Here is a 26,496-nt window from a genome sequence, read left to right as displayed (position 1 = left end):
AAAAGCCCACTTGGGCTATGGAAATTATCCTAAGAAGTGTCTGAGCTGTGCCATACGGTTGATTAAGGCAGTCAGTGCGACTGGTGCACCTTCTTTAATTTGAACGACTTGTAATGCAATTTCAGCATGTTGTTGTTCTTCTCTATTTTGAGGTCCAATTTCAAGATTGAAAATTTCTTTGAGCGTCATAATATCTTGTTCTACTTCACCCCATGCTGGGTTTTGTGTTTTTAATATTTGCAGTGCATCAAGATTAATATAGCCAGCTAACTCGCGGAAATCTTTTTTCATGCTAGGGTAATTCCGCACAAAAATAGAAAGATGATCAGCATTCAAGTTAGCCAACGCACGGCCGAAACCAATAAATTCTGGTGGGATACCGATAGAATAAAATGATCCTGTAAAGTTAATAGCACGTGGTAATTCAATGCCGTCAACGGAACGTGAGTAGCCTAGAACACCAACGTGTTGACGTCGATCTCGTCGTTTAGGAAATGCTTTAAATATTGGTTGCATATCCGGAATGAGTTGGTCAAGCGTATCTGCATAAAATCTAGCAGATTCTTCAGCCACTTCTGCTAATATTTTTTGATCATCGGCAGAGATTTGAAGTGGTGTTGCAGTTGGTAATTCTTCTTTTAATTCTTTAATGGCAGATTGTACGTTTTCAAGCGGAAAATCATAGCGGAAAGCTGATTGGACAGTAGCAGTCCGCACACCTGGAAATTCCTTGACATAACGATCAATTCTGAGTGGTGATAATCCGCCACGGAAAATAGCAGAGCCAGTACCAGAAATTGGATACACTTCAATATTTTCTTCTTTTGCAAATTCGTGTAGGCGTGCAATGGCTAGTTTATTACCAGTTATCGAACTCATGAAGCCAGCTGTTAAAGCTGAATCAGAACCGGCTAAGAATACGCGGAGGTACTTTGGACGGAATCCAAAGTGCTTTTCATGAAGATTTAGATATTCTTTTAGAATTTCAGGTGCATGAAGTTGTGTATTGAAATCTTCAAACAATGGAATCATTTCAATATAAGGTGTGTTTTTATCAGTTTTTGTGAATTCTACTGATTTGAAATTAGCCAATTTTTCAAATAAAGTTTGCATTTCAATCAATTGATCTGCGCGTTGGGCCATTGGTAGAATAGCCTCAAACAAAGGGCGTTGATCAAAACCAAGATCGTGGGCAAAATCTTCAGAGCTTAAAATGGCTGTCATGGCTTGCATTAAGCTATAACCTTTTTCCTCCCAAATATTTGGGAAACGGAATGTTAAAAACTTATCTCGACCAATCTGATGGTCTTTAAAATAGTCATATTCTGTGCTAAATAGGCGATCAATGACAGCTGCATCGGCATGTTTACCTTCCCAGTCCCACATATACTCGTCAACTTCTAATTCACTAAAATTTTCAAATGCTTCATTCATTTCGCGGTAAGCACTGATGAATGGTTGTTGTGAAGCGTCCCAGAAAGGTGCGTTAGCATTGTCGGGATGTTGTGTACCCATAATAGTAGGGAATTTTCGTTGTGTCATGATAGCTCCTTTGTTTTGTACTTATACCATTCTAGCATATTGATAGCAGTTTAAAAATATTAATATCAAGTTTTATATTAAAAGTCATAAAAAATATGAGTAATTGTTCGGAATTTACTATATGGATTAAGTATCAGTCAGAATTGGAAGCAGAGCATAAAAAAAGTCGCATATACAAAGGGGCTACCCGATATAAATGTGACTTTAGTAGTATATTGTTAGACCATAATTAACATTGGTAGAACCATTGGCTTGCGAGCAGTTTCTTTAAACAAAAATCGTGATAAATCATCAATTACAGCTTGTCGGATGTCTGCTTCACTGACATTAGCATTATTCATAACACGACGCATTGTTCCAAAAATAATACGTCGACCTTCATTAATTAATTCACCAGATTCACGCATGTAAACGAATCCACGTGACAAAATATCTGGGCCAGATAAAATTTCTTTTTTCTTTATATCAATTGTTGCAGTAACAACAACCAAGCCATCTTGCGATAACTTTCTGCGGTCATGTAAAACAACCGATCCAATATCACCAATACCTGAACCATCAACATAAGTATCATCACCAGGGAAATGACCAGCGACACGTGCGCTTTCACCATCTAATGCTAAGACGTCACCATTTTCTAAGATAAATGTATGATCTTTGGGAACATCTAATTCGTGTGCCAACGATGCATGTACTTTCAACATACGATACTCACCATGGACAGGCATGAAAAACTTAGGTTTCATCAAAGCAATCATGAGTTTTTCTTCTTCTTGACCACCATGCCCAGATGTATGAATGTTATTGACTTTACCATAAATAACATTGGCGCCGCCTTCTTCTAATTTGTTAATCACTTGATTAACAGATGCTGTGTTTCCGGGAATAGGTGAAGACGAGAAAATAACATTATCTTTTGGCTTCAAACGAATTTGTTTGTGTGTTCCTGCAGCTATACGAGCTAAAGCCGCCATTGGTTCACCTTGAGAACCTGTTGAAAGGATCAGTAGTTCATCGTCTGGAATATGTTTGATTTCTGATTGTTCAACAAGCATGTCATCTGGAATATTTAAGTAACCAAGTGCACGACCGTTGGTTACAGCTGATTCCATTGAACGACCAAAGACAGCAATTTTTCGACCATGTGCGATGGCTGCATCTGTTGCCATACGTACACGATTCATATTAGAAGCAAATGTAGCAAAAATAATACGACCATGCTCGATTTTGTCAAAAATACGTTCGACAGACTTAGCAACCCACGCTTCTGACTTAGTCCATTCAGGACGTTCAGCATTGGTTGAATCACTCATCATAAGTAAGACACCATTTTCACCTATACGTGCCATTGACCATAGGTTAGGTGGCTGCTTAGTTGTTGGTGTCAGGTCGAACTTGAAATCACCAGTTTCAACAATTGTACCAACGGGTGTGTGTATAGCAACACCAAATACATCGGGAATTGAATGAGTTGTACGGAAAAATTCAACACTTAACTTGTCAAATTCAAGTATTGATCCATCAGTGATTTCGTGTAATTCAACACGGTTTAACATTTGCTTTTCTTCAAGTTTATTCTTGATTAAAGCCATAGCCAGTGGACCAGCGTAAACTGGCACATTAACTGATTGTAAAAAATAAGAGATAGCACCGATGTGGTCTTCGTGTCCGTGAGTAATAACCAGTGCCTTTACGCGATCGATGTTGTCAACTAAATAAGTATAGTCAGGAATAACATAATCAATACCGAGTAAGTCGTCTTCCGGGAACTTAATACCCGCGTCAACAACGATAATTTCATTTTGGTACTCAATACCGTATGTGTTCTTACCGATTTCTCCTAGTCCGCCTAGCGCATATACTGCGACTTCATTAGGTTTGATATCTACAGAATATGTCATAGTTAAAATGTTGTAATCTCGAAGCTCGGATTAGCCTTTTCATAAGTTAAGGCCTTGTCGGATAGTTCTTCGATAGCTTCCACATTGTAAGCTGTGTTTTCTTCAATAATTTCCCGTGCTTGGGGCAGGCTATCTGCCGTCAAGTAAAGTGAAACTGTTGTTTCACGCTTAGGATTACGTTCTGGGTGTTCTTGGTAATAAACTTTATAAATCATAAATGCCTCCATTAAAATAGTGTAGTAATTTGTCACGAACAAAACCTTATTTTCTAGTTTACCACATAAACTGATATTTCAACCACTTGCTTGATTAATAAAGTAAGAATTGATAGATTAATATTGAGGAAAATAATATGAAAATATCATCAATTGGCGTTTTTATGGGATCTCAAGCAGGCAATGATCCACACTATGTAGATGCAGCAAAGGCACTTGGTCAAAGAATTGCGCAGAATCAAAGTAAGTTAGTTTTTGGTGCGGGTAAAGATGGTTTAATGGGTGTTACAGCGCGTAGTGCTATTAATGCAGGTGGTCAAGTTTTGGGCATTTCACCACGTAACCTTGCTGAAGAGGCTGTTGAACCTGATGAAATCACACAGTTAATAGAAGTAGATACAATGACAGAGCGCAAACAACTATTAATGGATTATTCAGATGCTTTTATTGTATTACCAGGTGGTTTTGGTACGTTGGAAGAAATTGCTCAAGTTATTAGTTGGTCAAAAATTAATTTACATGATAAGCCCTTGGCATTATTTAATGTCAACGGTTTTTATGATACATTCTGGGTATGGCTGAATGAAATTTATAAAGATGGTTTTGTTAGCGAACATGATATGAAATGTATTCAAATTTTTGATGAAATTGACGATATATTTGATTATCTAGAGAATTTTTGAGATTGAGAATTTATGCCTATTTTGGTAACTAAAAAAAGCCCTTACTTAATTGTAGGGCTTTTTTGTGCAATCTTTATGAAAAGGGAGGATGATTATTGGATTTAATAAACGCCTGTATGAATGATTAGGGCTACTTATTGCGTATTTTTCTAATGATCACAATATATATAGCTAAAATCATGAGTATAATTGGTGATATCATATTGACCACATTATTATTAATTAGTGCATCAGTCAGCAATAAGGCACCTAAAATAAACATTAGCAATGGATTGTATCTGTATAACCACTTTTTCATAGTTTAATTCTCCACACTGTAAATAGCAAGCAGCACTGCAACGGTCATTCCTATAGTTGATAAACTCCCCTCTAAAAGCATTGAACTAATAAGTAATAGGCCTAATGCTATGTCAAATATTTTATCGTTTGTTTGTTCTTTATTAGTAATCATATTTATTTCCCCAATAAGTATGTTATTCATTATTTGCCTCGTGAGTCATGAAATGAAAAATGATGTTTATAAGTCTACTACACACTAAATAATTTGTAAAGTTAAAAATAAAATGTAACCATAATAGGTTAATTTAGAGTACGGAAATTTTATAGGGAATTGCTGTATTATAACACCAATATGGCCTTCTGGACCACAGTAAATGTATTTGATTACATTTTTTGGTTACTTTGATTATCAAAATAGTTAAGCTACTCAAAGAAATCAACAAGACTAAAAACATGGTTAAACAAAAAGCCACCTTAACTTTGGTTGGTCTAGGGGCTTTACGTTTAGAATTCAATTTTATAATGAAAATACTAAGTACACCTTGTAACATTTGTGGTCAAAAAGTGTACCTAGTATGTATCTTCTTAATTATTACCTTGTTTTTTTGAACGTTATTTAGTTGCATTTAAACTTTTAATGATGATACCATTAGCAATTAGTGAATCACGTATTTTTGTGGCCATTTGTACTGAACCGGCTGTGTCACCATGTAGCAGGAGGGAACTACCTTTGACAGTAATATCTTGACCTGTTATAGACGTCACTTTGCCTTCATTAACCATACGAAGTACGCGACTTGTAATGAGGTCAATATCATGTAACACAGCACCTGGTTGATTTCTACTAACTAATGATCCATCGGTGTTGTAGGCACGATCGGCAAAAATGGTATAAGCGATACGTAGTCCTTTTTTCTTGGCTGCTTCTGCGAGTTCTCCTGGTAAGGTAACAATTATTAATGAGTCATCAAATTTTGCAATTGCTTCTGCAACGGCATTAGCATATTTTGAATCTTCTACAACATAGTTGCCTAATTTGCCATGTGGTGTGACATGTTGTAATTTCGTACCGAATGCCTGAGCAAAGCCATTTAAAGCACCAATTTGATACAACATATCTGTTTCAACTTCTAACGCTGATAAATCCATACCACGACGACCAAAACCAACGCGATCTGGAAAACTAGGGTGTGCACCAATAGCAACGTTGTTAGCGATGCATTTTTGAACAGTGCTAGCCATTGTTCGCGGATCTCCTGCATGAAAGCCACAAGCAATGTTTGCTGAAGAAACAATTTGCAAAAGACTATCATCATCTGCAATTTGATAACTACCAAAGCCTTCGCCCAAATCTGATACAATATCTAAACTTTTTATCATATATATGCTCCAATTATTTTTTAAATTTCTGGAATATCAGCGTCTATTTTATTAGCAAATATTTCTGCGACATCTTTTTTAGATAATGCATCATAGGCTATTTCTTCAGCAGATTTATTACGTGTTTCAATACCAATAGATGCTAATATAATGGCAACAACTAGCATAATGATAGCAATTGTTAGGAAAACAGATATTTCGCCATATTTTGATAATAAGAATGCCACACCATATGGTGTAAATATTGCAAAACCTCTACCAATAGCTGTACAAAAGCCGGCACCACGTAAACGAATCTCTGTTGGCCATAATTCTGGGACGTAGACAGCACTGGCAAAACAGACATAAATGTACAGGAATGAAATCAAGGAAAATCCGACAATAACGATGGCAATTGCGTTATTTTGCATTGCATAGATGACGGAAAATATGGCTATCAAAACAAGCATAACTGTCCCAAACCATTTTCTTGGAAATTTATCAATGATTTTTGTGGCGATAAAAACACCAACGGGTGCGCCGAACAAAATCAATGTTGTCATAAAGATTGAAGTTGTCACGGAAATACCACGTTTAACAAAAAGAGTAGGGATCCAAGTTGTAATCGTATAAAGCGAAATATTCATACCAATTAAAACGGAAATACCAACAATGGTGCGAAGTAATAAAGGCTTTTTGAATAAGGTTGAAAATGGAATTTTAACTTGCTCTTCTTCTTCATGATAAACATCATTAACAGTTGGTAGTGGTACTTTCATTTCAGTTTCAATTTCGTGCTCTACGTCGGTGACAATTCTATTTGCTTCATCAGTTCGACCTTTAGTTGCTAGCCAACGAGGGGATTCAGGCATAGCCTTTCGCAGGAACCAGACAGCAAAAGCTGCAATACCAGCGATTAAAAACATTGCCCGCCATCCATATGTTGGTCCCAATGCTGGAATAACAATGAAACCAATCAGAGTAGCTACTGGTGGCGCACTATTTCCAATTAACGATAGCGTACTAACCCATTTTCCGCGTGTTTTTGATGGCAAAAATTCAGTAAAAGTTGAAAATCCGACAACAATTTCAGCGCCTAAACCGATACCAATAATGGCACGCATAACAATTAACATTGTCATGTTTACAGAGAAAGCAGCAATGATTGATCCAATTCCAAAGATTAATAAGTTAATTTGATAAGTTGTTTTACGACCGAATTTGTCACCTAAAAACCCTGCTAATAAACTACCTATAAATAAACCAGCTAATGTTGCGGATGAAAAGGCAGCATTATAATAATCATTTGACCAACCAATTTTGGTTAATTGGGCGAGAACTACGCCACCAATATAGTTGTCAAAACCATCTATGATTAATCCTAATCCGATTAGCCATAGTAATTTACGATGCCATTTTGATACTGGTAGTCTGTCAAGGCGAGCACCTATTTCGTAATTTTTAATAACCATTGAAATCTCCTCTTGCATGTACAATGTGATTTGTTTTGAGGTCTGAACGTTGATATTTGTTATTCGTCATACTTCAAAATTACTTTGATACCTTGTCGGCTTTTCATGAGTTCAAAGCCTTCTTGCCATTCTGATAAAGGTAAAGTATGTGTAATCATAGATTTTGCATCAAACATTTTTCGTTCTAGCAGGGTCAATACATGTTTCAATGAAACGGTGTTGTATGCCATGTGACCAACTAAATCAATGGCTTTCATAGATAAATCATTGATTGAAAAATTTAACGGTAAGAAACTCATACCAACACGAATAATTTGTCCATTTGTTCGTAAAATATTAAGTGATTGGTTTAGAACTGAAGGGGATCCGGCACAATCAAAAACAATGGGGATATTATTTTCGCCAACGAGTTCAATAATTTTGTCTTCGACATTTTCTTTATCGTAAGAAATACAGTGTGTGGCACCAAATTTTTTGGCCACGGGGAATCGAACAGCTTCGTTGGCACTAGAGGCAATAACAATAATTTCTGCGGCGCCCATAATTTTTGCCATTTGCACACAACCTAGGCCTAAAGTACCAGCCCCGAATACAACAATATTATCTCCAGGTAATAAATTTGAACGTTGAGCTACTGCCATGTAGGCGTTTCCGATGGGATCTAACATTGAGGCTTCTTCAAATGAAACATTGTCTGGAATTTCAAACAAACAGTTTTTGTAAAGATTCAGAATGTAACCAGGTACTTTGACATATTTGGTAAAACCACCATCAGTATGTGGACTTAAACCAAATGAACGTTTATATGGGCAAACTAGAAAATTTCCAATTTCACAGGCGTGACATTTTCCACAAGCGTAAGCTGTGTTTTCTGAAACAACACGTTGGCCAACATGCCAGTCGGTGATGTTTTTTCCTGCCTTGACGATAACACCAGCAAACTCATGTCCAGCAATACGTTTGTTATCGGTTGCGCCATTTTCAATGCCAAAATGTTTGAAGTCAGCACCACATATACCAGCTGCTTTTATTTCGATTAAAATATCATTTTCAGTGATTTCAGGTTCTGGTAGACCCCTTTCAAATTTAAATCCGCCAATTTCAATACCATACCGTGTTAAAGCATTCATGATGACATATCCTCCATAGTTTTCATGAAAATTTGTTAATCATTATAAAAAGCACGCTGTTTTATAATGATTTGCTTATTAATAGACAAACTTTCTTATGAAATACACTACATCTTATTATTTAAAAAATAAAATTCAATGAACTGATAATAAATATCAACAAAATAGATTTTTATTTAAATGTCAGATTAATTAACAAATTGCAATATATTTCTTATTTTATTGTGTAAAATAGTTCTAAGTATACAAATTGTGGTTCTTTTTTATGATGTATGCACAAAAAATGTGAATGATGACTAATTTTCCAATATGTAGTTTTCATAAAAGAGAAAGAGGAATTCATGAATTCAGTAGATATTGAGATATTTTTAGCAGTAGTTAATGCTGGTACATTAACAGAGGCAGCCGATACGTTGTTTATTTCCCAGTCAACATTAAGTTATCATATTGCGAAACTTGAAAAGGATGTTGGTATGGATTTGATTGAACGAGGTAGGGGATTTAGAACCTTAAATTTAACACCCGATGGGCAAAAGTTTTTAAATATTGCGCGTCATTGGGTAGATTTAGTTCATGAAACGAGGGCAATTAAATACAAACAACAAAAAATAACATTATCAATTGGGGCTATTGATTCAGCTCAGTCCTATATTTTGCCGCCAATCTATTCTATGATTAAGCAGTTTAAAGAAACGATTGATATGCATATCATTACTGGTCAATCTACAGATCTTTATAATGCCTTGAATAGTCGGAAAATTGATATTGCTATTGGCCATTTTGAACAACCTGACCAGGGGATGATTAATAATAAATTTTCTGGAGAAAAAATGGTTGTTGTTTGCAAGGGTGTACTGAAAGAAGAAAATAATAAACTTGTTGATGCTGAATTAGATACAACAGAACAAGTTTTCTTTGGTTTTAATGTTTTTTTTCAATCATGGTATGATCGTTGGATCGAAAATCGTCCGTATCCAACAATTCAAATTGACACGGCAAACCTATTAAATACTTTTTTAGATGATGACAAGAAATGGGCTATTGTGCCATTTTCAATTGCTAACCACCTGAAAGAAACGAGTCAGTGTCATATTTATTATCTGCAAAATATGCCACCAAATCGCATTACTTATCAAATTAGAAAGAAAGATCCAACAAGTTCTGCTGCTGAAGGATTACAAATTTTTGACGCTTGTGTTGACTTTCTTCGTCGAGAACAGGTTAATTCAGAAATATATGAATTATTTACCAATCGAACGGCTAATTAGCAATTTACTTATGTTTTTACTATTAAGATGTTTGGTTTGGTTTTTTGTTTTTGTCAGTCAATTCAGGTGTAAACATTGATACACCACCATATATAAATAGTGCTGCGTTTGTCCAAAAAACTGGTAAAGTTCCCAATGTGCCACCTAATGGACCAGAAATAATTGGGACAATCACTTGAGCAAACTTGTTGACAGCTAAGCGGATACCAAGAACTTCCCCGGTTCTGTTTTTAGGGGAGAAAAGATAGGCCATTGACATTGAGAGTGGTTGACAACAACCAAGACCAAGGCCCATAACAAATGACAAACTTACTAAGAAATAAAAATTAGTAATAAGTGGTATTAAAATAAATCCAATCGAAGAAAGTAGCAAACATATACCTAGTAAATGCATATCACTAAATGCGGCATTCAAACGTGGCATCACTAAACGAATAATGAAATAGGCTGCTGTATTGGCACCTAAAACTAATCCAATTAATGATGTTGAAAGATGAATACTACGACCATATACTGGAAAATAAAACGAAAATAAGAATACACCAGTTAATATGATTCCTGACGTAATAAATGTTTTACGTAAATTTCTTGAAGCTAATAAATCAATAAACTTATCAGATTGAACTTGTTTTTTCTTCTTATATTTTGGTACTTTGACGAAGTTAAATAAAAATGCTAATCCAGATATAACGGCTAAAGTAGCTAAAAGAACGTACGTGAAACCATAACCTATATGATCAATAGCGAAGCCAGTTAAAACATTTCCAAGTAATTCACCAATAGAAGTACCTTGCGATAAAATAGCATAATTTTTAGAGTAGTTTTTTGTATCACTTAGTGCGCCGACTAAGTTTTGAATTGTGACAATAGTAAAAATTTGAAACAAACCAAAAAGTGATTGGGATACTAATAGTATCCAAAGTTGATTGTGAACGATAAAGGGTAGTAGAAGAGCTGTACCACAGCCAATCATGCCAAGTGCTAAAGGTAGTTTAAAACCCACTCTATCAGTTGCTTTGCCAGAATATATGGCTAAAAACATTGGAAACAGTGCACTTAGTGCCACGATAACACCCAAAAATGCAGAATGTGCATGTAAATGAACAGCATAAAGTGTTGTTAACATAATATTGCCTTGATATGCAGTTTGAAACAACAAGGCAAGTAAAACTACGAAATATATTTGTTTTTTCTTATTATTTATCACAAAATAACCCCTCTGAAAAAGAGCTAAATTTGTTGCAATTTAGCTCTAATGCTATTGAAGGTCTTTAATACCTTCATATAATCGTTTAATCAATTCTTCTAAATGTTCAATATCCACACGAGAAAATGCAACGCGTAAATCCGTATTACCGAGTGCGATTGTGCCAACATGATATTTTTGAAGTAAGTGTATTCTTGCAGTGTCCGCATCAACACCTTTAACTTTAATAGCAAAAAAATAGCCAGAGTTAAAGGGATATAAATCCCAGGCATCATCATATTTTCCTGATGACAGAATCGTGTCGATTTTGTTAGCTCTCTGGTGCATAATTTCGTATTTATCGGCTTTTTGTTTAGCTAATTCAGGAGACTTAAGAGCATGTAAAATGAATGTTTGCGATGGGGTCGGCCCGTTAGAGATGGTTGTGCGAATAACGCCCATCACTTTTTCTTCCAAATAGGTGTTCATAGCATCGCTATTAATGCCAAAAGTTAAAAAACCAACACGAAATCCCCAAGTGTATTCTTCTTTTGTTGCACCATCGACTTTAATTGCCAAAACGCGTGGATGAATATTTGCTAACCGCCCAAATAGTGACTCTGTGATGGAGTCTTTATAAAACAGACCAAAGTATGCATCATCGGAAATGACAACAACATTGACACCAATGTCAGCAACTTCTTTGATTGCTGCTGCGAGTTCATCAGCTTCATGGGCTAACGGTGTATAGCCGGTCGGATTATTTGGAAAATTCAAAATAATAATTATCTTTTTCTTATCACGTTGAGATAGTAAGGTTTCTCTGAAAGCACTAGTATTGAATTTAAAATCATTATCATACATAGGGTACGTAATCATATGAGCCTTTTTTGTTTCACTGAAAATCATTTTGTAATTTTCCCACTGCTTATCGGGCAGAATGTATGTATCTCCTTCGTCTACAAAGAGGTTTGCAGCCAAGTTTAAACCATGTGTTAAACCTATTGTTGCGATAGGTTTAGATATCTTTTTACCTGTTAGACTTGGATTTTCAATGTACATTTTTTCTTGCCATTTGTCACGTAATTCAGGTGTACCCAGGGTTGATGAGTAGAGAAAAATGTCAGCGGGATCATATGTGGATAATGTTTCTGCTAAAAGTGGTAGGTACATGGGTTGACCATGTTCTGTTGCAAATCCAGAAGTGGCGTTGAATTCCTCGGAGTATTTTTTTGCGTCAGCAATTTGTTTAACATTACCGTCTTTTGAAAAATAAACTTCACGGCCATACGTTGAAAGCATGTCATAAACATAAGGATTTTCATGTTTAATGCCGGAATTTATTTTGACGGCAACTGCGTTTAGTTCGCTTTCATCTGTTTGTTTTTCAGTCATAGCTAGTCACCTTTCAGTCGTCTGCTTCAATTGTGAAAATAACATCATCTTCGTAAACTTCATCACCCTCAGATAACACTATTTCCTGAACTATTCCAGTAACTGGCGCATCAATTGAAAACTCAGCCTTCATTGATTCTAAAATGACAGCAGATTGACCGGCTGTAACAGCTTGTCCAACTGTAAGCTCAATTTTCCAAATCGAACCTGTTAATGGGGATATTACTTTATGAATGGGCATGTTTTTCTCCTATTGTGTTTAAAAATTCTTTCACAAAGCCGGTGTCTAGTTGACCGAGTTGATATTTGTCTGAATTTAAGACATCGATTAAGAATGGGATATTAGTTTTAATACCAACAATTTCAAAATGTTTTAATGCGATTAATAGTTTTGCAATAGCCTCTTGTCTTGTTTCTGCATGGGCAATGACTTTTGCAACCATGGGATCATAAAATGGTGATACTGTAGTGCCCTGTGCAAAGCCAGTTTCAATCCTAATACCGTCTATTGTTGGTGCTGAAAATTTGAGTAGTTTGCCAGGTGACGGGAAAAAAGTTTTTGGATCTTCGGCATATATACGCACTTCAATGGCATGACCATTAGGTGCTTTTTGGTTATCAACGATGGTCTCTAATTGCTCACCGGCTGCACAACGAATTTGTGCTTCAACCAGGTCTATGCCATTAATTTCTTCACTAACACCATGTTCAACTTGTAATCGAGTGTTCATTTCAAGAAAACTATAATGGCCTTGAGAATCGCGTAACATCTCGACTGTGCCAATATTGTCATAGCCTATATCGGCTAAAATTTCAGTAATTTTATCAGCTAATTGATTGATTTCGTTGCGATCAAGACCAACGGCAGGGGATTCTTCGATGAGCTTTTGATGCCGACGTTGAATTGAGCAATCTCGTTCAAAAAAATGCGTTACATGGCCGTGCTGATCAGCTAATACTTGAAATTCAATATGACGCGGTTTTTCGAAATATTTTTCTAAGTAAAGTTCACCATCGTCAAACGCTCGTTGCGCCATTGTTCGAGCTTCTTGAACTACTTTGAGTAATTCTTCTTCGTTATAGGCTGGTAGCATACCAATACCGCCACCACCACCAGCAGGTTTGACCAAAACGGGAAAACCAATGTCACGTCCAGCTTTTTTGATTTCATCTGGGTTGTCAGATAGTTTGCCTGAACCTTTGCCAATGGGTAAGCCATATTTTGACATGATTGCGCGGGCAACATTTTTATTAGCCATTTTGGATAACCATTTTGGGGATGGACCAATAAATTTAGCACCAGTATTTTCTACCTTTTGGGCGAAATCTGCATTTTCTGATAAAAATCCAAATCCAGGATGAACCGCATCTGCACCGGATTTTTGAAGTACATCTAATAATACATCCTGATTTAAATAGCTTTTCTGGGCAGGTGATGGACCAATTGCATAAGATTCTGTTGCTTCTTTTATATAAGGTAAATCGGCATCAATCTCTGAATAAACCACTACGGATGCGATTTTCATTTTATTTAGTGTTCGAATAACACGGCTTGCTGAATCACCGCGGTTAATGATTAATACTTTATTAAACATGCCTTATCCTCCTAGTTAGCGTCTGTATGGTAATTTATTAAAATGTTGCTTGTATAGTTCACGTGCCTCATCGATACTAATGTGTTCAAAATGTATTTCGTCTCCAGGTCGTGCCTGACCAATCATATCTAAGTCAATTAACGAGACAACACCAATAATTGGATAACCTGCAGTCACTGTGCGACCGCGGTGCAAAACAACCGCCTGTCCTGTTGGAAATATTTCTATTGAACCAACGCCAACCCCACGTGATAATATTTCTGGTGTTTTGAAATTTTCAACGGCTGGTCCTTTTAATCGAATGCCAACATGGTTACTAACAGGCGAAACACGATATTTATTCTTATAAAATTGTGCCGTGCTTTCTGTAAAAATATTGGTGTCAGGTCCATCACAAACTCTGATATGCCAAGGTGAGCCATAAGTAGGTCGATCTTCTAGTTGAGTTATTTTCATATCTGTTGCTTCAGTTGAACCGTTTAATGGGAGTATCATGCCATCGGTTAATTGTGTTCCTAAATCAAGAATTGTATCTCGAGAAGTACTATTCAAAGTTGTTTTTGCGTGAATGCCTCCAGCAAATGCAACATAAACACGTAACCCTTTTTTTATCATGCCGATGGTCAATTCTTTTTTTGCCGGCAAAATAACAGTTTGCCATGACTTAATTGTCTGATTGTCGATTTTAAGATCTGCTTCACCGCCGGTAATTGCGATTGGAATATCGACGTTGCTTGTTAAGGATAGACCAAAAGCCGTTACTTCTATGGTAGGCTGTGACGTTTTGTTGCCAACTAATTCATTTGCTTTCAAATAAGCATACATATCGATTGCGCCATTGGCAGAAATACCAAACTGTTCAAAACCATAACGACCGCTATCTTGAATATTAGAGAGTTTAGCGGAATTAATCGTAATTTGAGGTTCTTTCATAATTTAAGCTCCGTATCACTAATTGTTAGGCCTTCAAATTTAGAGTACTCAGATTTATTGATAGGGTAAAAAAGCATCATATCACCGGGTTTATAATATACTGGCGGATTTTCTTCAAATGTCATGTTCATTTGAATGGGTGTTTGCCCAAAAATACGCCAGCCACCTGGTGATTTTTGTATCATGATAGAAATCTGTTCTCCAGCCGCAGTTATTGCACCTGCTGGTACCTCTGTTCGTGGTGTTTCTAAACGAGGTACTTCTTTTTTAAAATTGGTACCAAACATTGGTCCACGATTTATAACCATAATTGGTAGCGGTTTTGAACAAAACTGATTGATAATATCTGCTTCAGATAGTTGTTGGCTTTGTGCAATAAATTCTAAGTCAGGACCGTATTCATCACCGAAAACAACTGGGATTTTAAAAGTGCGCCCAGTTATATTTATTTGTTGTTGTGTACTTTTTTTGATGTAACTATCAATTATTTTTTTAAGCTCATTTCGTTCAATAATAAGATAGTCATAACTTATGAATAGTGTGGTATAAGTTGGAATGATACTTAAAATTCCGGGGATAGATTCTTCAAGAAACTGGTTTGCCAAATAGTGAACCTTTTGCCATGCCGCCATCGTGAATGTTTTTGAAAACTCAATTAATACACCAGCATCGCCGTAATCGTTAAATTTATAATCCTCTTGGCCCATTTAAAACCTCCTTGGGTGTTTTATTAAAAATATCAAATATTATACTAATAAAAAGCTTTGTTTCATTTTACTTCAGTAAAAGATATCCATAAAATATAAAAAATCGTTCTAAGATATTAAGAAGTTGAATATTTTAATTTTTTAAGATGGTAAATTTAACAGGCCTCATAACTTGATGACTAAAATAAATCATGATAAGATATGGAAGAATAGACCATTATTACAGTAATTTTTAGGTGGATATGATTATAAAAATCATAATAACCTGGGGACATACTGACTCGATATTGAAATAACGTGAGATGTATACACATTTTGATTCAATCAATGGTATTTTTGAATATTTGAGGGATGGTGAAGGTTAAAAAATGAAAGATCCAGAATTATTAAATGAGTCTATTAATGTTTATATGTCAGCATTAAAAAACCTTGAAAAATTAATTTCACAGCCAACAAGTGAATATGGGGCATCTTTTGAGCAGTGGTTGATTATGTCTGCAGTAGCACAAAGTGAGCAACCACTCACGATGACACAAATAGCAAAAGAACGTGGTGTCACAAAAGGTGCAGTTGCTCGTCAATTAAAACCATTGTTTACCTGTGGGTATTTGAGACATTTAACGGATGAAAAGGACCATCGACGCGTGCTGTTAGTTTTGACGCCGGAAGGTTTGCAAATTGAAAAACAAATGACTGAGAAAGTTCATCAACGTTTTAATAAGTGGTTAGAGGTTTTTGGTGTGGAGGAAGGAAAAGCTTTTCTAGTAACGTTAAGGCGCTTTCAAGAATTAATCGTTCAACCAGAACTCAATAAAAAGCATATTGAGTTTAATCATGATTTGTGATAGAATATTATCTTGTGTGAAGACTGCATATATGGTGGTTTTCTGGTATAATAAACTATATTATTAATAAAAGAGGATATTAATCATGGCAATTGGCATGAATGATTTAAAAAATGGTTTGACAATTGAGTATTCGAACTCAATTTGGCGTGTTTTGGACTTCCAACATGTTAAGCCTGGAAAGGGCGGAGCCTTTGTTCGCTCAAAGTTGAAGAACCTACGTACTGGTGCTGTCAACGAAGTAACATTCCGTCCTGGTGACAAGTTTGAACAAGCTGATATTACAACACGTCCTATGTCTTACTTGTTTGCTGAAAACGATGGTCGTGTATTCATGGATGTTGAAACATACGAACAAGTGAATTTGCCAGATGATAAGATTGCCTCAGCGTTGAAGTTTTTGCTTGAAGGTATGGAAGTAAAAATTACTATGTATGGTAACGAAATTTTAGGTGCTGAATTACCATCAACTGTACAATTAAAAGTAACTGAAACACAGCCTGGAATTAAAGGTGCAACTGCCACAGGTTCAGGAAAGCCAGCTATTGTTGAAACAGGCGCAACGATTACAGTACCAGATTTTATTAATGAAGGTGAAACTATCATTGTGAACTCAGAAGACGGTTCGTACAAAGGCCGCGCGTAATAATAAGTGTGAACTCATGCGAACTTTAGCTGTTTGAGTGGTAGGGAACATATTTCAAAAAGTTCCCTTGTGGAACTTTTTATTTTTAAGGAATATTTTCGAGGATTAAATAATGCCCAGAGAAACGAAGCATAGTAAACAAGCTACAAAAAACATTATCTTGGCAACTGGTAATTCAGTTGTTGGTGGTACAACCCAAGTTACGCCTGAAGTCATAGAAGTAGTTGCACAAATTGCAACGCAAGAAGTGTCAGGTGTTTATTCGATGCGTGGCACATTATCCGATCGTTTTACAAATGCTTTTGGATCTAGCGCACGTGGAAAAGGTGTTGAATTAACGCATAGTGATGAAGGCTTGGTAATTGATGCCTATGTCTTCCTACAGTACGGTGTTGTTGTACCAAAAGTCGCTCTTGAAATTCAAAACGCGATTCAATCTCAGATTTCATCAATGACAGACTTACATCTCTCACAAATCAATGTGCATGTAACTGGCATTGTACCAGAAAAAGTTACGAATAAAATTGACCCAGATAATCTCTTTGGAGAGACACAAACAGCAGAGGTGGACGATTAATGTCTCAATTGACTAGGCACGAATCTCGTCAAGCAGCTTTTCAAGTTCTGTTTGCCTTAGAAAAAGACCCGCAAAATAATAATATTGATAGACTTTATGATATTGTTTTAGAGGGTAAAGAATATGATGACTATTTACCGCGTTTAGTTAATGGTATTTTAGGTACAAAATCAGATTTAGATGAACAAATTTCGGCACATTTAGCTGAAAGTTGGGCAATTAATCGTATTAATAAAGCTGATTTGATTATCTTGCGGTTAGCAATTTATGAATTGTTAAATCGCTTGGTTCCCTATAAAGTTGCAATTGATGAATCTTTGATATTGGCAAAAACTTTTTCCGACGAAGAAAGTCGCAAATTTATTAATGGTGTATTAAAGAATTTCACCCCATCATCTGAAAATAAAGTCGAGTAAATAGTTAAAAGTCGCTAGGCGGCTTTTTTTCATAATAATAGGATAGTTTAAATTGGAGGAAAAGTGCTAAGTGTTGCGTATGAGATAACGTCTAGAATGAATAATGTTAATTATCTAGATGTGTCGGTAATACACGGTCCTTTGTACGCTTAAAAATATGGCAATTTATGATTTAACAAAAACACCTGCGGATAGTTATGATACACATACGCATTTGAACGATGATAAATTATTTCACGATGTACCAGCTTATATTGGTCGTGCGCATGAATTTCGTGTCATGGAGATGAATATTGTTGGTTATGATGCACAAGGCAATGAGCGTGCACTAGAAATTGCACAAGCATATGATAATATTTATGCGGTACTTGGTTTTCAACCAGAAGATACAGCTGAATTTGATGCTGCAGCCGCCGAAAAACTCGAAGAACAGCTACAACAGCAACAAGTTGTTGGTGTTGGAGAGACAGGTTTAGATTATTATTGGGACACTGTACCACGCGATGTTCAAGTATCAGCCTTTAAAAAACATTTGGCATTAGCCAAAAAATATGATCTACCTGTTATTATTCATAATCGTGATGCATTTGACGATGTATATGCTATTTTAAAAGAAAGTGGTGTCACGAAGGGTGTTATGCATAGTTTTTCCGGTACACCTGAACAAGCTATGGCTTTTGTCGAGTTAGGCATGCATATTTCATTTAGTGGTGTTGTCACCTTTAAAAAGGCTGAAGATGTCCGTGATGCTGCTAAAGCTGTACCTTTGGATCGTATTCTGGTTGAAACTGATGCACCATACTTAACACCGACACCTTTTCGCGGTAGAGATAATGAACCAGCACTTGTAAAATATATTGTTGATTCATTGGCCGAAACGCTTAGTTTGAGCGCAACAGAGGTGGCTGATGCAACGCGTAAAAATGCGCATCGTCTTTTTTTAAATCATGAATGATCTACCACGTATTAATGAATTAATTGTTGTTGAAGGACGTTCCGATACACAAAATTTGGCGCGCGCAGTCATTGCTGATACGATTGAAACTGGCGGTAGTGCCATAGACAAGGATGTTGTTTTACGTGCAAAATATGCTGAAAAGACGCGAGGAATTATTATTTTAACGGATCCAGATTTCAATGGACAACGTATCCGTCAAATTGTAACTTCTGCCGTACCTACCGCGAAACAAGCATATATCACACAAAACGAAGGTCGTGCTAATAAAGATAATCCGCATAAATCATTAGGTGTGGAACATGCCACCCCAGATGTATTACGTGCAGCTTTGAAGCATGTCATAACGCCAAAAATTGACGTTATGACTGATGTTGATCAGCATTTTTTGTTGCAAAATGGCTTGTTAAGTGGAAAAAATGCAAAATACCGACGTGAGTTAATTGGTGAATCATTACACATAGGATATACGAATGGCAAACAATTATTAAAACGCGTAGAACAGTTTGGTATTATGCAGGAACAAATATTAAAAATATTGGAAGGAAATGATTCATGGTAGACATAATTGATATTGCAGATCCAATGCGGACACAAGCAATTTTAAATACATATGGCTTACACGCCAAGAAAAAATTCGGACAGAATTTTTTAACAGATTTAAATGTTTTACATGGTATTGTGGACGCTGCCGAAGTGACTGCTGATGATTATGTCATTGAAATTGGTCCAGGAATTGGTTCGTTAACGGAACAATTGGCTCGTGTGGCAAAAAAAGTTGTGGCATTTGAAATTGATACAGAGATGGTTCATGTATTAAGTGAAACAATGCAAAACTATGATAATGTTAAAATTATTGCAGCTGATATATTAGAAGTGCATTTGTCAGAAATCATCACTAAAGAGTTCGGCGAAGGTGCTCATGTTAAAGTTGTTGCTAATTTACCTTATTACATTACGACACCTATTTTGATGCAGTTATTACGTACTAACATTGCGTGGGATAATATAGTTGTTATGATGCAACGCGAGGTGGCTGATCGTTTGAATGCTGCTGTCGGAACAAAAGCGTATGGTGTATTGACGTTAACAACAGAATATTTTGCTAAGGCAAAACTAGCGATAGAAGTGCCAGCAGAATCGTTTAATCCAGCGCCCAAAGTCGATTCAGCAGTTGTCAAACTAACACCATCGACACCAGAAATACTTGTCGACCAACCAGAGCGATTATTTGGTGTCATTAAGGGAAGTTTTTCTCATCGACGTAAAAGTTTATGGAACAATATGTTACAAACATATGGTAAAGATTTAGATGTTAAGGATAAGATCAAAGCTGCTTTAGAAGCTGCTGACATTGCACCGTCAATACGTGCTGAACGGCTAAATTTAACTGAATTAACCGCATTATATTTGGCTTTACGCGCTCAAGGTTTAACCAATTAATTGTATATTTTTTCATTAATTGCGCATAGTATACAGTGCTATTTGCAATTAATGCCTATTTGTGATATACTTAAATAAGTTTTTCACGAAAGGTGGTATAAAAATGCCAAGTAGTTTACAAGACATTAAAACCAAGCTTGATGCCCATGTTGGGGAAGCTGTGACTGTAGTCGCACAAGCTGGTCGCAAAAAAATTACAGAACGAACTGGAGTTCTGCGTTCGACGTTCCCATCACTATTTGTTGTAGAATTAGATGAGGATGCGAATTTTGAACGTGCATCATATAGTTACACAGATGTTTTAACAAATAATATTGATATTACTTTTGCCGAATAAATAAAATGCCCTATTGGGCTTTTTTTGTATTTATGAGATAATTTAATAATGAACAAACAATCCCTGTACGCCATTTTAACAATTTCTTTAATACCGATTGGTTTATTTTTAATTGGTATTAAAATGACGGTCGAAACAAAGACGCCACAACATACACCTGTTCAGATTGTGACCGATAATGTTGCTTATCAACAGCTTGCTCAGGCAATTGCTGGTAAAAGTGGACATGTGTCTCTACTATCTGGTGGATTGACATATGCGAATGAAAAAGCTATTTTCAAAAAAGCTGAGGTTGTCATTACTGACAGCCATCAAAACCAACTACTAACACAACGACGTAAAATGAAGTTACATTCAAAAATTTTGATTGCTAGTGATGTTATTAAAAATCAAAATTATGTTAATTATTGGTTAAGCCCTGATATCACTGTAACAACAATCACACGGTTATCAGACTTATTAAGCGATTTGGACCCTAGTAATCGCAATGAATATATCAACAATAGCCAAAATTTACTGGCACAAACAAAATCGTTATCTGAGGGTATTGGGACATTAAAAGCCAAAAAAGATGTGCACTATATTGCTACAAATAATGCACAACAATTATTTATGTCACAATTAGGCTATAAATCTGACATATCAGACGTTGAATCTGCCTCGGAAATAGATTTTAAAACATTAGAAAAACGTTTTCAAGATAAAAAAATTAGTTTTGTGTTGACAGCGAGTCAAGATCAGTCACAAAAAGACCAACACGTGGTAGCTTTAGCTAGGGCGGCTAAAATACCAATCATAACCTTCAATCAAGTACTACCCTCTGATCAAAAAATATGGCAATGGCAGCTCACTTTTGTGAATCAACTGCGGTATGCTTTAGAACCAGTAGAAAGTGATAAATAATGGGCATAATCCATACAAAAGACTTTGGAATCCGCTACGGAGAAAAGATTATATTGTCACAAGCCAACATTGACGTACCGGCAGGACGTTTTTTTGCTGTATTGGGAGAAAATGGTGCGGGAAAGACAAGTTTTGTAAAATCGCTTATTCATCAAAATCATCAAACTACTGGCGAGTTACATTTAAATACGACGCGTGTTGGTTTTGTACCACAGTTTCGTGATATCACACGTGATTATCCGTTGAGCATAAATGAATTTGTAGCGTTAAACTATAATAAAGGTTGGCGATTGTGGCTGAATCCACAGGAAAAATTAGATGTCCAAGAAGCATTACGCCTAATGGATCTTTCTAACATTGCTGAAAAACGTTTAGGATTAGCTTCAGGTGGTCAAAAACAACGTGCATTTGTTGCGCAAGCATTAGTGCAACGACCTAATCTGCTTATTTTAGATGAGTCGACAGCTAGTTTGGATCACGAACATAAAGTACAGTTATTAAAAACGATTAAACAATTACAAAAGACACAAAATTTAACCGTATTATTTATTACACATGAACTTAAGCTTGTGTCACAATTTGCAGATGGTTACTTATTTTTTGAAAATGGTCGGGTGACTCAAGGTGATACAGATGAACTGCAATCGTTAACTATGAAAATAACACATATTCATGAAGAAGACGAGGTGCGTCATGTTTAGTTATGATTTTATGCAAAATGCTTTTATAGCTGGAACAGTGGTCAGTATTGTAGCTGGTATTGTCGGTACATTTGTCGTTGCACGTAACTATGCATTTTTGACACATAGTTTAAGTGAAATTGGTTTTGCAGGTGCAGCATTTGGTTTGTTTGCCGGTTGGCCAGCATTACTTGGCATGATGCTAGCAACGAGTGGGGCATCAATAGCAATCGGAGCGCTGGAGTCTAGTTACACCAAACGTGATAATGTGACCAGTGCAATTTCAGCGCTGGCTATTGGATTGGGCATCTTATTTTTAGCACTTGGACATACCAGTACAACAGCAGCAACAGGTATCTTGTTTGGATCAGTGTTAGGGATTAGCCGGCAAAATCTATTGCTGCTGTTGACTTTAGCACTAGTAGTTATTGTCACGTTATTGATTAATTATCGGGCATTGCGACAGTTGGCATTTGATGAAGCGGGTATTTTTTTACAAAATTCACGACAAAAAATGGTTCGTTATATCTTTTTAGTCATGATTGCCTTATCAGTTAGTATTTCATCTCAACTTGTCGGATCATTATTGATATTTGTGTTGGTGACATTACCTGCTGCAAGCGCTAAATATTATATGACAACGCCACCTAAACTCATGGGATTAGCCATACTGTTTGCTTTGTTTGGTACTTGGTCTGGCTTATCGCTTGCCTATCTTACTAATTTACCTACAAGTTTTTTTATTGCAGTTATTGAAGTTTTGATTTATTTATTTTCAGTCTGGCAATTCCAAAAAAACGCTTAAATACCGAACATTGACCATTTTAAAGTGGTATAATTATTGTTAAATATTAATATTTATAAAGGAGAGTACGTGCTAATATGCTTTTAGCACGTCTATACATCATGAAAACACGTCGCTCTGACCGTCTTGTCGATATGGCGCGCTATATGCTTGAGCGCCCTCGCACACTCATTTCTTTGTCATATTTTGCTAAGCGATATGATTCTGCTAAGTCATCTATTTCTGAGGATTTGTCAATTTTAAAACGAACTTTTCGAGAACGCGGTACTGGTTTATTAGAAACAGTCCCTGGTGCGGCTGGTGGTGCGCGTTTTGTTCCCTATATGACTGAGGATGAAGCTAAAACGTTTATTGAAGAAATCAGTCGAGATGTTAATGATGAAACACGGGTATTACCAGGTGGCTATGTTTATTTGTCAGATTTGTTAGGACGTCCAGATGTTTTGCGGCAAGCAGGTCGGTTAATCGCAACTCAGTACTTACGAGACAATATTGATGCGGTTATGACAGCAGCTACAAAAGGGGTTCCTTTGGCACAAGCTGTTGCTGAACAACTCAATGTGCCCTTCGTAATTGTTCGAGACGATGCTAAAGTTACAGAAGGCCCAACTGTCTCAGTGAACTATTTAACAGGATCATCCAAACGTGTTGAAAAAATGGAATTATCTCGTCGTTCCTTGCGTACGGGGTCACGTGTTTTAATCGTTGATGATTTTATGAAAGCTGGTGGCACCATTCAAGGCATGCAAACACTTGTCAGTGAGTTCGATGGAACAGTTGTGGGTACAGCAGTATTTGCTGAAGGACGATCAGCAACACGATTATTAGATCGTTTTACATCACTATTACATGTTGATACCAATCTCAAAAATGGGGATCCTATTTTAGTGACAGCCGGGAACTATTTACAAGAAATTTATAAACGCGAGGCATAATTTTTAATGAGTGATGAAGTAAATGTTATAGTATTGGCCGCAGGTAATGGCTCACGTATGAAGTCAAAAACACCAAAAGTGTTACATAATGTTGCTGGTAAAGTGATGATAGATTGGGTATTGGATGCGGTTGAACCACTTTCAAAAAATAAACCGATTATGATTGTTGGTGTTGGTGCACAACGTGTTCAAGAGCATGTTGGGTCACGTAGTGAGTTTGTTTTACAAGCAGAGCAGTTAGGTACTGGTCATGCGGTTCAACAGGCAAAGGAGCATTTGGCAGAAAGTACAGGTGTGACACTGATTATGTCAGGTGATACACCAATGTTTCAACCTGAGACATTAGCAGAGTTTGTTTTGGAACACAACCGATCCAATAATGCTGTAACAGTTTTAACCGCTGTTACTGACGATCCAACTGGATATGGGCGTATCGTACGTGCTGATGATGACACAGTAATAAAGATTGTGGAACAAAAGGATGCTAGTATTACCGAACGTCGTATCCAAGAGATTAATACTGGTGTCTATATATTCGATAATAAATTATTGTTTGAGGCTTTAGCACTAGTTAAAAATAACAATGTGCAAGGTGAATATTATTTGCCAGACACATTGGATATTTTACGACAAGCTGGGATGCAAATTGGCGCATATACATTACAAAACTTTACTGAATCTTTGGGTGTCAATGATCGTGTAGCATTATCTATAGCAAATCGTGTGATGCATCAACGTATTAATCATCAATTAATGGTTGCAGGTGTTGAATTATTAGATCCGGAGAGTACATACATTGATGCGGATGTGGTGATTGGACCAGATACCATAATTGAAGGTGGCGTAACAATATTAGGTCGAACAGTTATTGGCCAAAACAATGTGATTACACAAGGATCACGTATTGTAGATAGTACAATTGGAAATGATAACGTAATTACAGCATCACATGTAGAGACAGCTATTTTACAAAATAATGTAACAGTTGGACCCTATGCTCATCTACGTCCACAAGCGAACTTGGGTGATGATGTCCATGTCGGTAATTTTGTTGAAATTAAACAAGCAACTTTGGGCTCAAATACAAAGGCTGGTCATTTAACATATATTGGCAATGCGGTAGTTGGAAAAGATGTCAATATTGGGGCAGGCACTATTTTTGTTAATTATGATGGTGTTAACAAATTCACGTCAACTATTGGCGATCATGCATTCATTGGTTCGAATACAAAAATCATTGCACCAGTTGATATTGCCACTGAGGCTATTACTGCAGCTGGTTCAACAATTACAGATGACGTACCTTCACACGCAATGGCAATTGCTAGAACACGCCAAATTAACAAGACTGATTTTTGGGAGCGAATGCCTCATAAAAAGTAAGTCAGCATAGATAATTTTTAGAATGAAATCAAATTGTATTAAGTGTTTCAAAAAGGCCAAAAGGGATGAAAACATGCAAATTACAGGTGAAAAAGCATTAACTAATATTACAGATGATAGTATTTATTATCATACAGATGTCTTATCCGATGGTGAAGACATTGCCTTAGATAATCTTTTTTCCGAGTTAGACAAGCATATTTCAGATGGCACATTTATGCATATTGACATTAATATCAATGGTGGCGTAGCCGAAGGCGGGACGACAATTGCTTTAGAGACCAATGTTATTAATTTACCACTACGGTATACTAACCAGTTGAAAAAATTAATTTGGCCGGAAAAAGAAGATAATGATGTTAATTTGTACATGATTATTGAAAATGCTGATGTTAGTCAATCCAATTTAAAAATTAGCCTTGCAAGCTCTGTTGATACATATCTAGACGATTCTGACAGTGTCAAGGCCAAAATTTCACAATGGTTTAATGAACAATTAGCTCATATCGTAGATGCACAAAATACAACAGATACAAACGAATAACATAAAAAACAGCCAATAATTCATATTATTGGCTGTTTTTTATGCATCATATTCAATTTGTCCGGTTACACGTGATCTTTGTCCTGCGACGAGATAGGTAAAATCAAGTATATGTCGCGATACATGTCCCTTAACACCATCTAATTCACCTAAATCGTAAGTTTCAATAACGTATTTGGCAATCATTTGTTTAGTTTCGGTGTTAGAATCTGGTACAAAAATATCAGCCAACGCTATATACTTCGGGTTAGCAGTCCGAGCAATTTCATGTTTTGTTAAATTTATTAATTTTATCATGTATCTATTATAGCAGGTTCTCGTTTTTTTCATGATATTGTACGCAATATTAGATTAACTTTGAC

At 36.3% G+C, this 26,496-nt stretch carries 31 protein-coding genes; 16 read left to right on the top strand and 15 right to left on the bottom strand.

All coding sequences use genetic code 11. From position 1 onward, the window contains the following. Nucleotides 1–24: 24 nt before the first annotated feature. The 3 genes from ppcA to K5Q13_RS06235 form a co-directional block, all read right to left on the bottom strand. On the bottom strand, nucleotides 25–1,542 hold the full coding sequence (gene ppcA / locus K5Q13_RS06245; RefSeq protein WP_220740856.1) for a phosphoenolpyruvate carboxylase: 1,518 nt from the start codon (nucleotides 1,540–1,542) through the stop codon (nucleotides 25–27). Between the two features lie 218 nt (nucleotides 1,543–1,760). Further along, nucleotides 1,761–3,443: a ribonuclease J1 gene (rnjA, locus tag K5Q13_RS06240; protein ID WP_220740855.1), complete on the bottom strand. Its 1,683-nt coding sequence runs from the start codon at nucleotides 3,441–3,443 to the stop codon at nucleotides 1,761–1,763. 2 nt (nucleotides 3,444–3,445) lie between these two features. Next, entirely contained in the window at nucleotides 3,446–3,658 is a 213-nt protein-coding gene (locus tag K5Q13_RS06235; protein WP_220740854.1) for a DNA-dependent RNA polymerase subunit epsilon, read from the bottom strand. Nucleotides 3,659–3,795: 137 nt separating this feature from the next. Between K5Q13_RS06235 and K5Q13_RS06230 the strand changes: the two genes are divergently transcribed. Then, the gene (locus K5Q13_RS06230) at nucleotides 3,796–4,341 is read left to right on the top strand and encodes an LOG family protein (RefSeq protein ID WP_220740853.1); all 546 of its coding nucleotides are present in this window, start codon (nucleotides 3,796–3,798) and stop codon (nucleotides 4,339–4,341) included. Between the two features lie 130 nt (nucleotides 4,342–4,471). On the opposite strand, the gene K5Q13_RS06225 is transcribed toward K5Q13_RS06230, so the two are convergent. From K5Q13_RS06225 to K5Q13_RS06205, 5 genes are all read right to left on the bottom strand, one after another. Next, nucleotides 4,472–4,639, bottom strand: coding sequence for a SoxR reducing system RseC family protein (locus K5Q13_RS06225; protein WP_220740852.1), 168 nt, complete (start codon nucleotides 4,637–4,639; stop codon nucleotides 4,472–4,474). A gap of 3 nt (nucleotides 4,640–4,642) precedes the next feature. Further along, complete coding sequence (locus tag K5Q13_RS06220) at nucleotides 4,643–4,822, bottom strand: hypothetical protein (protein WP_220740851.1); 180 nt, start codon at nucleotides 4,820–4,822, stop codon at nucleotides 4,643–4,645. 410 nt (nucleotides 4,823–5,232) lie between these two features. After that, nucleotides 5,233–6,000, bottom strand: a complete 768-nt coding sequence (locus K5Q13_RS06215; protein WP_220740850.1) for a LamB/YcsF family protein — start codon at nucleotides 5,998–6,000, stop codon at nucleotides 5,233–5,235. A 20-nt stretch (nucleotides 6,001–6,020) separates the two neighbouring features. Beyond that, nucleotides 6,021–7,451, bottom strand: a complete 1,431-nt coding sequence (locus K5Q13_RS06210) for an MFS transporter (RefSeq protein ID WP_220740849.1) — start codon at nucleotides 7,449–7,451, stop codon at nucleotides 6,021–6,023. Between the two features lie 59 nt (nucleotides 7,452–7,510). Further along, complete coding sequence (locus K5Q13_RS06205) at nucleotides 7,511–8,581, bottom strand: zinc-dependent alcohol dehydrogenase (RefSeq protein WP_220740848.1); 1,071 nt, start codon at nucleotides 8,579–8,581, stop codon at nucleotides 7,511–7,513. A 341-nt stretch (nucleotides 8,582–8,922) separates the two neighbouring features. On the opposite strand from K5Q13_RS06205, the gene K5Q13_RS06200 reads away from it, so the two are divergent. Beyond that, on the top strand, nucleotides 8,923–9,849 hold the full coding sequence (locus K5Q13_RS06200; protein WP_220740847.1) for a LysR family transcriptional regulator: 927 nt from the start codon (nucleotides 8,923–8,925) through the stop codon (nucleotides 9,847–9,849). A 22-nt stretch (nucleotides 9,850–9,871) separates the two neighbouring features. Here K5Q13_RS06200 and K5Q13_RS06195 read toward each other — a convergent pair whose 3' ends face one another. Genes K5Q13_RS06195 through K5Q13_RS06170 form a run of 6 tightly spaced genes read right to left on the bottom strand, consistent with a single transcriptional unit; the run spans nucleotide 9,872 to nucleotide 15,665 of the window. Further along, nucleotides 9,872–11,056 carry an MFS transporter gene (locus tag K5Q13_RS06195; protein WP_220740846.1) on the bottom strand — a complete coding sequence of 395 codons (1,185 nt, stop codon included), beginning with the start codon at nucleotides 11,054–11,056 and terminating at the stop codon, nucleotides 9,872–9,874. Between the two features lie 51 nt (nucleotides 11,057–11,107). Then, nucleotides 11,108–12,430 carry an aminotransferase class I/II-fold pyridoxal phosphate-dependent enzyme gene (locus K5Q13_RS06190; RefSeq protein ID WP_220740845.1) on the bottom strand — a complete coding sequence of 441 codons (1,323 nt, stop codon included), beginning with the start codon at nucleotides 12,428–12,430 and terminating at the stop codon, nucleotides 11,108–11,110. A 13-nt stretch (nucleotides 12,431–12,443) separates the two neighbouring features. Continuing rightward, entirely contained in the window at nucleotides 12,444–12,671 is a 228-nt protein-coding gene (locus K5Q13_RS06185; RefSeq protein ID WP_220740844.1) for an acyl-CoA carboxylase biotin carboxyl carrier protein subunit, read from the bottom strand. Beyond that, a complete protein-coding gene (locus K5Q13_RS06180; protein ID WP_220740843.1) occupies nucleotides 12,658–14,025 on the bottom strand; it encodes an acetyl-CoA carboxylase biotin carboxylase subunit in 1,368 nt (455 codons plus the stop codon). Before K5Q13_RS06180 ends, K5Q13_RS06185 begins: the two co-directional genes overlap by 14 nt. Nucleotides 14,026–14,040: 15 nt before the next feature. Further along, nucleotides 14,041–14,958: a 5-oxoprolinase subunit C family protein gene (locus K5Q13_RS06175; protein WP_220740842.1), complete on the bottom strand. Its 918-nt coding sequence runs from the start codon at nucleotides 14,956–14,958 to the stop codon at nucleotides 14,041–14,043. Further along, nucleotides 14,955–15,665: a 5-oxoprolinase subunit B family protein gene (locus K5Q13_RS06170; protein WP_220740841.1), complete on the bottom strand. Its 711-nt coding sequence runs from the start codon at nucleotides 15,663–15,665 to the stop codon at nucleotides 14,955–14,957. Before K5Q13_RS06170 ends, K5Q13_RS06175 begins: the two co-directional genes overlap by 4 nt. A gap of 368 nt (nucleotides 15,666–16,033) precedes the next feature. Here K5Q13_RS06170 and K5Q13_RS06165 point away from each other — a divergent pair, with 368 nt between their 5' ends. The 14 genes from K5Q13_RS06165 (at nucleotide 16,034) to K5Q13_RS06100 (ending at nucleotide 26,134) form a co-directional block, all read left to right on the top strand. Beyond that, nucleotides 16,034–16,510: a MarR family winged helix-turn-helix transcriptional regulator gene (locus tag K5Q13_RS06165; protein WP_220740840.1), complete on the top strand. Its 477-nt coding sequence runs from the start codon at nucleotides 16,034–16,036 to the stop codon at nucleotides 16,508–16,510. A gap of 85 nt (nucleotides 16,511–16,595) precedes the next feature. Then, nucleotides 16,596–17,156, top strand: a complete 561-nt coding sequence (gene efp, locus K5Q13_RS06160) for an elongation factor P (RefSeq protein WP_220740839.1) — start codon at nucleotides 16,596–16,598, stop codon at nucleotides 17,154–17,156. Nucleotides 17,157–17,268: 112 nt separating this feature from the next. Continuing rightward, entirely contained in the window at nucleotides 17,269–17,733 is a 465-nt protein-coding gene (locus tag K5Q13_RS06155; RefSeq protein WP_220740838.1) for an Asp23/Gls24 family envelope stress response protein, read from the top strand. Beyond that, nucleotides 17,733–18,149, top strand: a complete 417-nt coding sequence (gene nusB, locus K5Q13_RS06150; protein WP_220740837.1) for a transcription antitermination factor NusB — start codon at nucleotides 17,733–17,735, stop codon at nucleotides 18,147–18,149. The genes K5Q13_RS06155 and nusB overlap by 1 nt, the downstream gene beginning before the upstream one ends. A gap of 157 nt (nucleotides 18,150–18,306) precedes the next feature. Further along, on the top strand, nucleotides 18,307–19,104 hold the full coding sequence (locus K5Q13_RS06145) for a TatD family hydrolase (RefSeq protein ID WP_220740836.1): 798 nt from the start codon (nucleotides 18,307–18,309) through the stop codon (nucleotides 19,102–19,104). Next, a complete protein-coding gene (gene rnmV / locus K5Q13_RS06140) occupies nucleotides 19,097–19,666 on the top strand; it encodes a ribonuclease M5 (protein ID WP_220740835.1) in 570 nt (189 codons plus the stop codon). The genes K5Q13_RS06145 and rnmV overlap by 8 nt, the downstream gene beginning before the upstream one ends. After that, nucleotides 19,660–20,547, top strand: a complete 888-nt coding sequence (gene rsmA / locus K5Q13_RS06135; RefSeq protein ID WP_220740834.1) for a 16S rRNA (adenine(1518)-N(6)/adenine(1519)-N(6))-dimethyltransferase RsmA — start codon at nucleotides 19,660–19,662, stop codon at nucleotides 20,545–20,547. Before rnmV ends, rsmA begins: the two co-directional genes overlap by 7 nt. 103 nt (nucleotides 20,548–20,650) lie before the next feature. After that, entirely contained in the window at nucleotides 20,651–20,884 is a 234-nt protein-coding gene (locus K5Q13_RS06130) for a Veg family protein (protein WP_220740833.1), read from the top strand. 48 nt (nucleotides 20,885–20,932) lie between these two features. Continuing rightward, the gene (locus K5Q13_RS06125) at nucleotides 20,933–21,787 is read left to right on the top strand and encodes a metal ABC transporter solute-binding protein, Zn/Mn family (protein WP_220740832.1); all 855 of its coding nucleotides are present in this window, start codon (nucleotides 20,933–20,935) and stop codon (nucleotides 21,785–21,787) included. Next, nucleotides 21,787–22,488 carry an ATP-binding cassette domain-containing protein gene (locus K5Q13_RS06120; protein ID WP_220740831.1) on the top strand — a complete coding sequence of 234 codons (702 nt, stop codon included), beginning with the start codon at nucleotides 21,787–21,789 and terminating at the stop codon, nucleotides 22,486–22,488. The genes K5Q13_RS06125 and K5Q13_RS06120 overlap by 1 nt, the downstream gene beginning before the upstream one ends. Further along, nucleotides 22,481–23,272 carry a metal ABC transporter permease gene (locus K5Q13_RS06115; protein ID WP_220740830.1) on the top strand — a complete coding sequence of 264 codons (792 nt, stop codon included), beginning with the start codon at nucleotides 22,481–22,483 and terminating at the stop codon, nucleotides 23,270–23,272. The genes K5Q13_RS06120 and K5Q13_RS06115 overlap by 8 nt, the downstream gene beginning before the upstream one ends. Nucleotides 23,273–23,373: 101 nt before the next feature. Then, nucleotides 23,374–24,207, top strand: coding sequence for a pur operon repressor (purR, locus tag K5Q13_RS06110; protein WP_220741071.1), 834 nt, complete (start codon nucleotides 23,374–23,376; stop codon nucleotides 24,205–24,207). 6 nt (nucleotides 24,208–24,213) lie between these two features. After that, nucleotides 24,214–25,590 (top strand): bifunctional UDP-N-acetylglucosamine diphosphorylase/glucosamine-1-phosphate N-acetyltransferase GlmU, encoded by a 1,377-nt coding sequence (glmU, locus tag K5Q13_RS06105; RefSeq protein ID WP_220740829.1) that lies wholly within the window; start codon nucleotides 24,214–24,216, stop codon nucleotides 25,588–25,590. Between the two features lie 73 nt (nucleotides 25,591–25,663). Continuing rightward, nucleotides 25,664–26,134 (top strand): hypothetical protein, encoded by a 471-nt coding sequence (locus tag K5Q13_RS06100; RefSeq protein WP_220740828.1) that lies wholly within the window; start codon nucleotides 25,664–25,666, stop codon nucleotides 26,132–26,134. Nucleotides 26,135–26,173: 39 nt separating this feature from the next. Here K5Q13_RS06100 and K5Q13_RS06095 read toward each other — a convergent pair whose 3' ends face one another. Further along, nucleotides 26,174–26,431, bottom strand: a complete 258-nt coding sequence (locus K5Q13_RS06095) for a hypothetical protein (RefSeq protein WP_220740827.1) — start codon at nucleotides 26,429–26,431, stop codon at nucleotides 26,174–26,176. Nucleotides 26,432–26,496 lie beyond the last annotated feature (65 nt).

Origin of the sequence: Leuconostoc miyukkimchii, from assembly GCF_019656055.1 — a bacterium.
GTDB classification, from domain to species: Bacteria; Bacillota; Bacilli; order Lactobacillales; family Lactobacillaceae; genus Leuconostoc; species Leuconostoc miyukkimchii.
This window is presented reverse-complemented; position numbering and strand designations above follow the sequence as displayed.

What these genes read in the sequence shown, in the direction of transcription:
- ppcA (WP_220740856.1), bottom strand. Translation starts at nt 1,542, where the DNA reads ATGACACAACGAAAATTCCCTACTATTATGGGTACACAACATCCCGAC.
- rnjA (WP_220740855.1), bottom strand. Translation starts at nt 3,443, where the DNA reads ATGACATATTCTGTAGATATCAAACCTAATGAAGTCGCAGTATATGCG.
- K5Q13_RS06235 (WP_220740854.1), bottom strand. Translation starts at nt 3,658, where the DNA reads ATGATTTATAAAGTTTATTACCAAGAACACCCAGAACGTAATCCTAAG.
- K5Q13_RS06230 (WP_220740853.1), top strand. Translation starts at nt 3,796, where the DNA reads ATGAAAATATCATCAATTGGCGTTTTTATGGGATCTCAAGCAGGCAAT.
- K5Q13_RS06225 (WP_220740852.1), bottom strand. Translation starts at nt 4,639, where the DNA reads ATGAAAAAGTGGTTATACAGATACAATCCATTGCTAATGTTTATTTTA.
- K5Q13_RS06220 (WP_220740851.1), bottom strand. Translation starts at nt 4,822, where the DNA reads ATGAATAACATACTTATTGGGGAAATAAATATGATTACTAATAAAGAA.
- K5Q13_RS06215 (WP_220740850.1), bottom strand. Translation starts at nt 6,000, where the DNA reads ATGATAAAAAGTTTAGATATTGTATCAGATTTGGGCGAAGGCTTTGGT.
- K5Q13_RS06210 (WP_220740849.1), bottom strand. Translation starts at nt 7,451, where the DNA reads ATGGTTATTAAAAATTACGAAATAGGTGCTCGCCTTGACAGACTACCA.
- K5Q13_RS06205 (WP_220740848.1), bottom strand. Translation starts at nt 8,581, where the DNA reads ATGAATGCTTTAACACGGTATGGTATTGAAATTGGCGGATTTAAATTT.
- K5Q13_RS06200 (WP_220740847.1), top strand. Translation starts at nt 8,923, where the DNA reads ATGAATTCAGTAGATATTGAGATATTTTTAGCAGTAGTTAATGCTGGT.
- K5Q13_RS06190 (WP_220740845.1), bottom strand. Translation starts at nt 12,430, where the DNA reads ATGACTGAAAAACAAACAGATGAAAGCGAACTAAACGCAGTTGCCGTC.
- K5Q13_RS06185 (WP_220740844.1), bottom strand. Translation starts at nt 12,671, where the DNA reads ATGCCCATTCATAAAGTAATATCCCCATTAACAGGTTCGATTTGGAAA.
- K5Q13_RS06180 (WP_220740843.1), bottom strand. Translation starts at nt 14,025, where the DNA reads ATGTTTAATAAAGTATTAATCATTAACCGCGGTGATTCAGCAAGCCGT.
- K5Q13_RS06175 (WP_220740842.1), bottom strand. Translation starts at nt 14,958, where the DNA reads ATGAAAGAACCTCAAATTACGATTAATTCCGCTAAACTCTCTAATATT.
- K5Q13_RS06170 (WP_220740841.1), bottom strand. Translation starts at nt 15,665, where the DNA reads ATGGGCCAAGAGGATTATAAATTTAACGATTACGGCGATGCTGGTGTA.
- K5Q13_RS06165 (WP_220740840.1), top strand. Translation starts at nt 16,034, where the DNA reads ATGAAAGATCCAGAATTATTAAATGAGTCTATTAATGTTTATATGTCA.
- efp (WP_220740839.1), top strand. Translation starts at nt 16,596, where the DNA reads ATGGCAATTGGCATGAATGATTTAAAAAATGGTTTGACAATTGAGTAT.
- K5Q13_RS06155 (WP_220740838.1), top strand. Translation starts at nt 17,269, where the DNA reads ATGCCCAGAGAAACGAAGCATAGTAAACAAGCTACAAAAAACATTATC.
- nusB (WP_220740837.1), top strand. Translation starts at nt 17,733, where the DNA reads ATGTCTCAATTGACTAGGCACGAATCTCGTCAAGCAGCTTTTCAAGTT.
- K5Q13_RS06145 (WP_220740836.1), top strand. Translation starts at nt 18,307, where the DNA reads ATGGCAATTTATGATTTAACAAAAACACCTGCGGATAGTTATGATACA.
- rnmV (WP_220740835.1), top strand. Translation starts at nt 19,097, where the DNA reads ATGAATGATCTACCACGTATTAATGAATTAATTGTTGTTGAAGGACGT.
- rsmA (WP_220740834.1), top strand. Translation starts at nt 19,660, where the DNA reads ATGGTAGACATAATTGATATTGCAGATCCAATGCGGACACAAGCAATT.
- K5Q13_RS06130 (WP_220740833.1), top strand. Translation starts at nt 20,651, where the DNA reads ATGCCAAGTAGTTTACAAGACATTAAAACCAAGCTTGATGCCCATGTT.
- K5Q13_RS06125 (WP_220740832.1), top strand. Translation starts at nt 20,933, where the DNA reads ATGAACAAACAATCCCTGTACGCCATTTTAACAATTTCTTTAATACCG.
- K5Q13_RS06120 (WP_220740831.1), top strand. Translation starts at nt 21,787, where the DNA reads ATGGGCATAATCCATACAAAAGACTTTGGAATCCGCTACGGAGAAAAG.
- K5Q13_RS06115 (WP_220740830.1), top strand. Translation starts at nt 22,481, where the DNA reads ATGTTTAGTTATGATTTTATGCAAAATGCTTTTATAGCTGGAACAGTG.
- purR (WP_220741071.1), top strand. Translation starts at nt 23,374, where the DNA reads ATGAAAACACGTCGCTCTGACCGTCTTGTCGATATGGCGCGCTATATG.
- glmU (WP_220740829.1), top strand. Translation starts at nt 24,214, where the DNA reads ATGAGTGATGAAGTAAATGTTATAGTATTGGCCGCAGGTAATGGCTCA.
- K5Q13_RS06100 (WP_220740828.1), top strand. Translation starts at nt 25,664, where the DNA reads ATGCAAATTACAGGTGAAAAAGCATTAACTAATATTACAGATGATAGT.
- K5Q13_RS06095 (WP_220740827.1), bottom strand. Translation starts at nt 26,431, where the DNA reads ATGATAAAATTAATAAATTTAACAAAACATGAAATTGCTCGGACTGCT.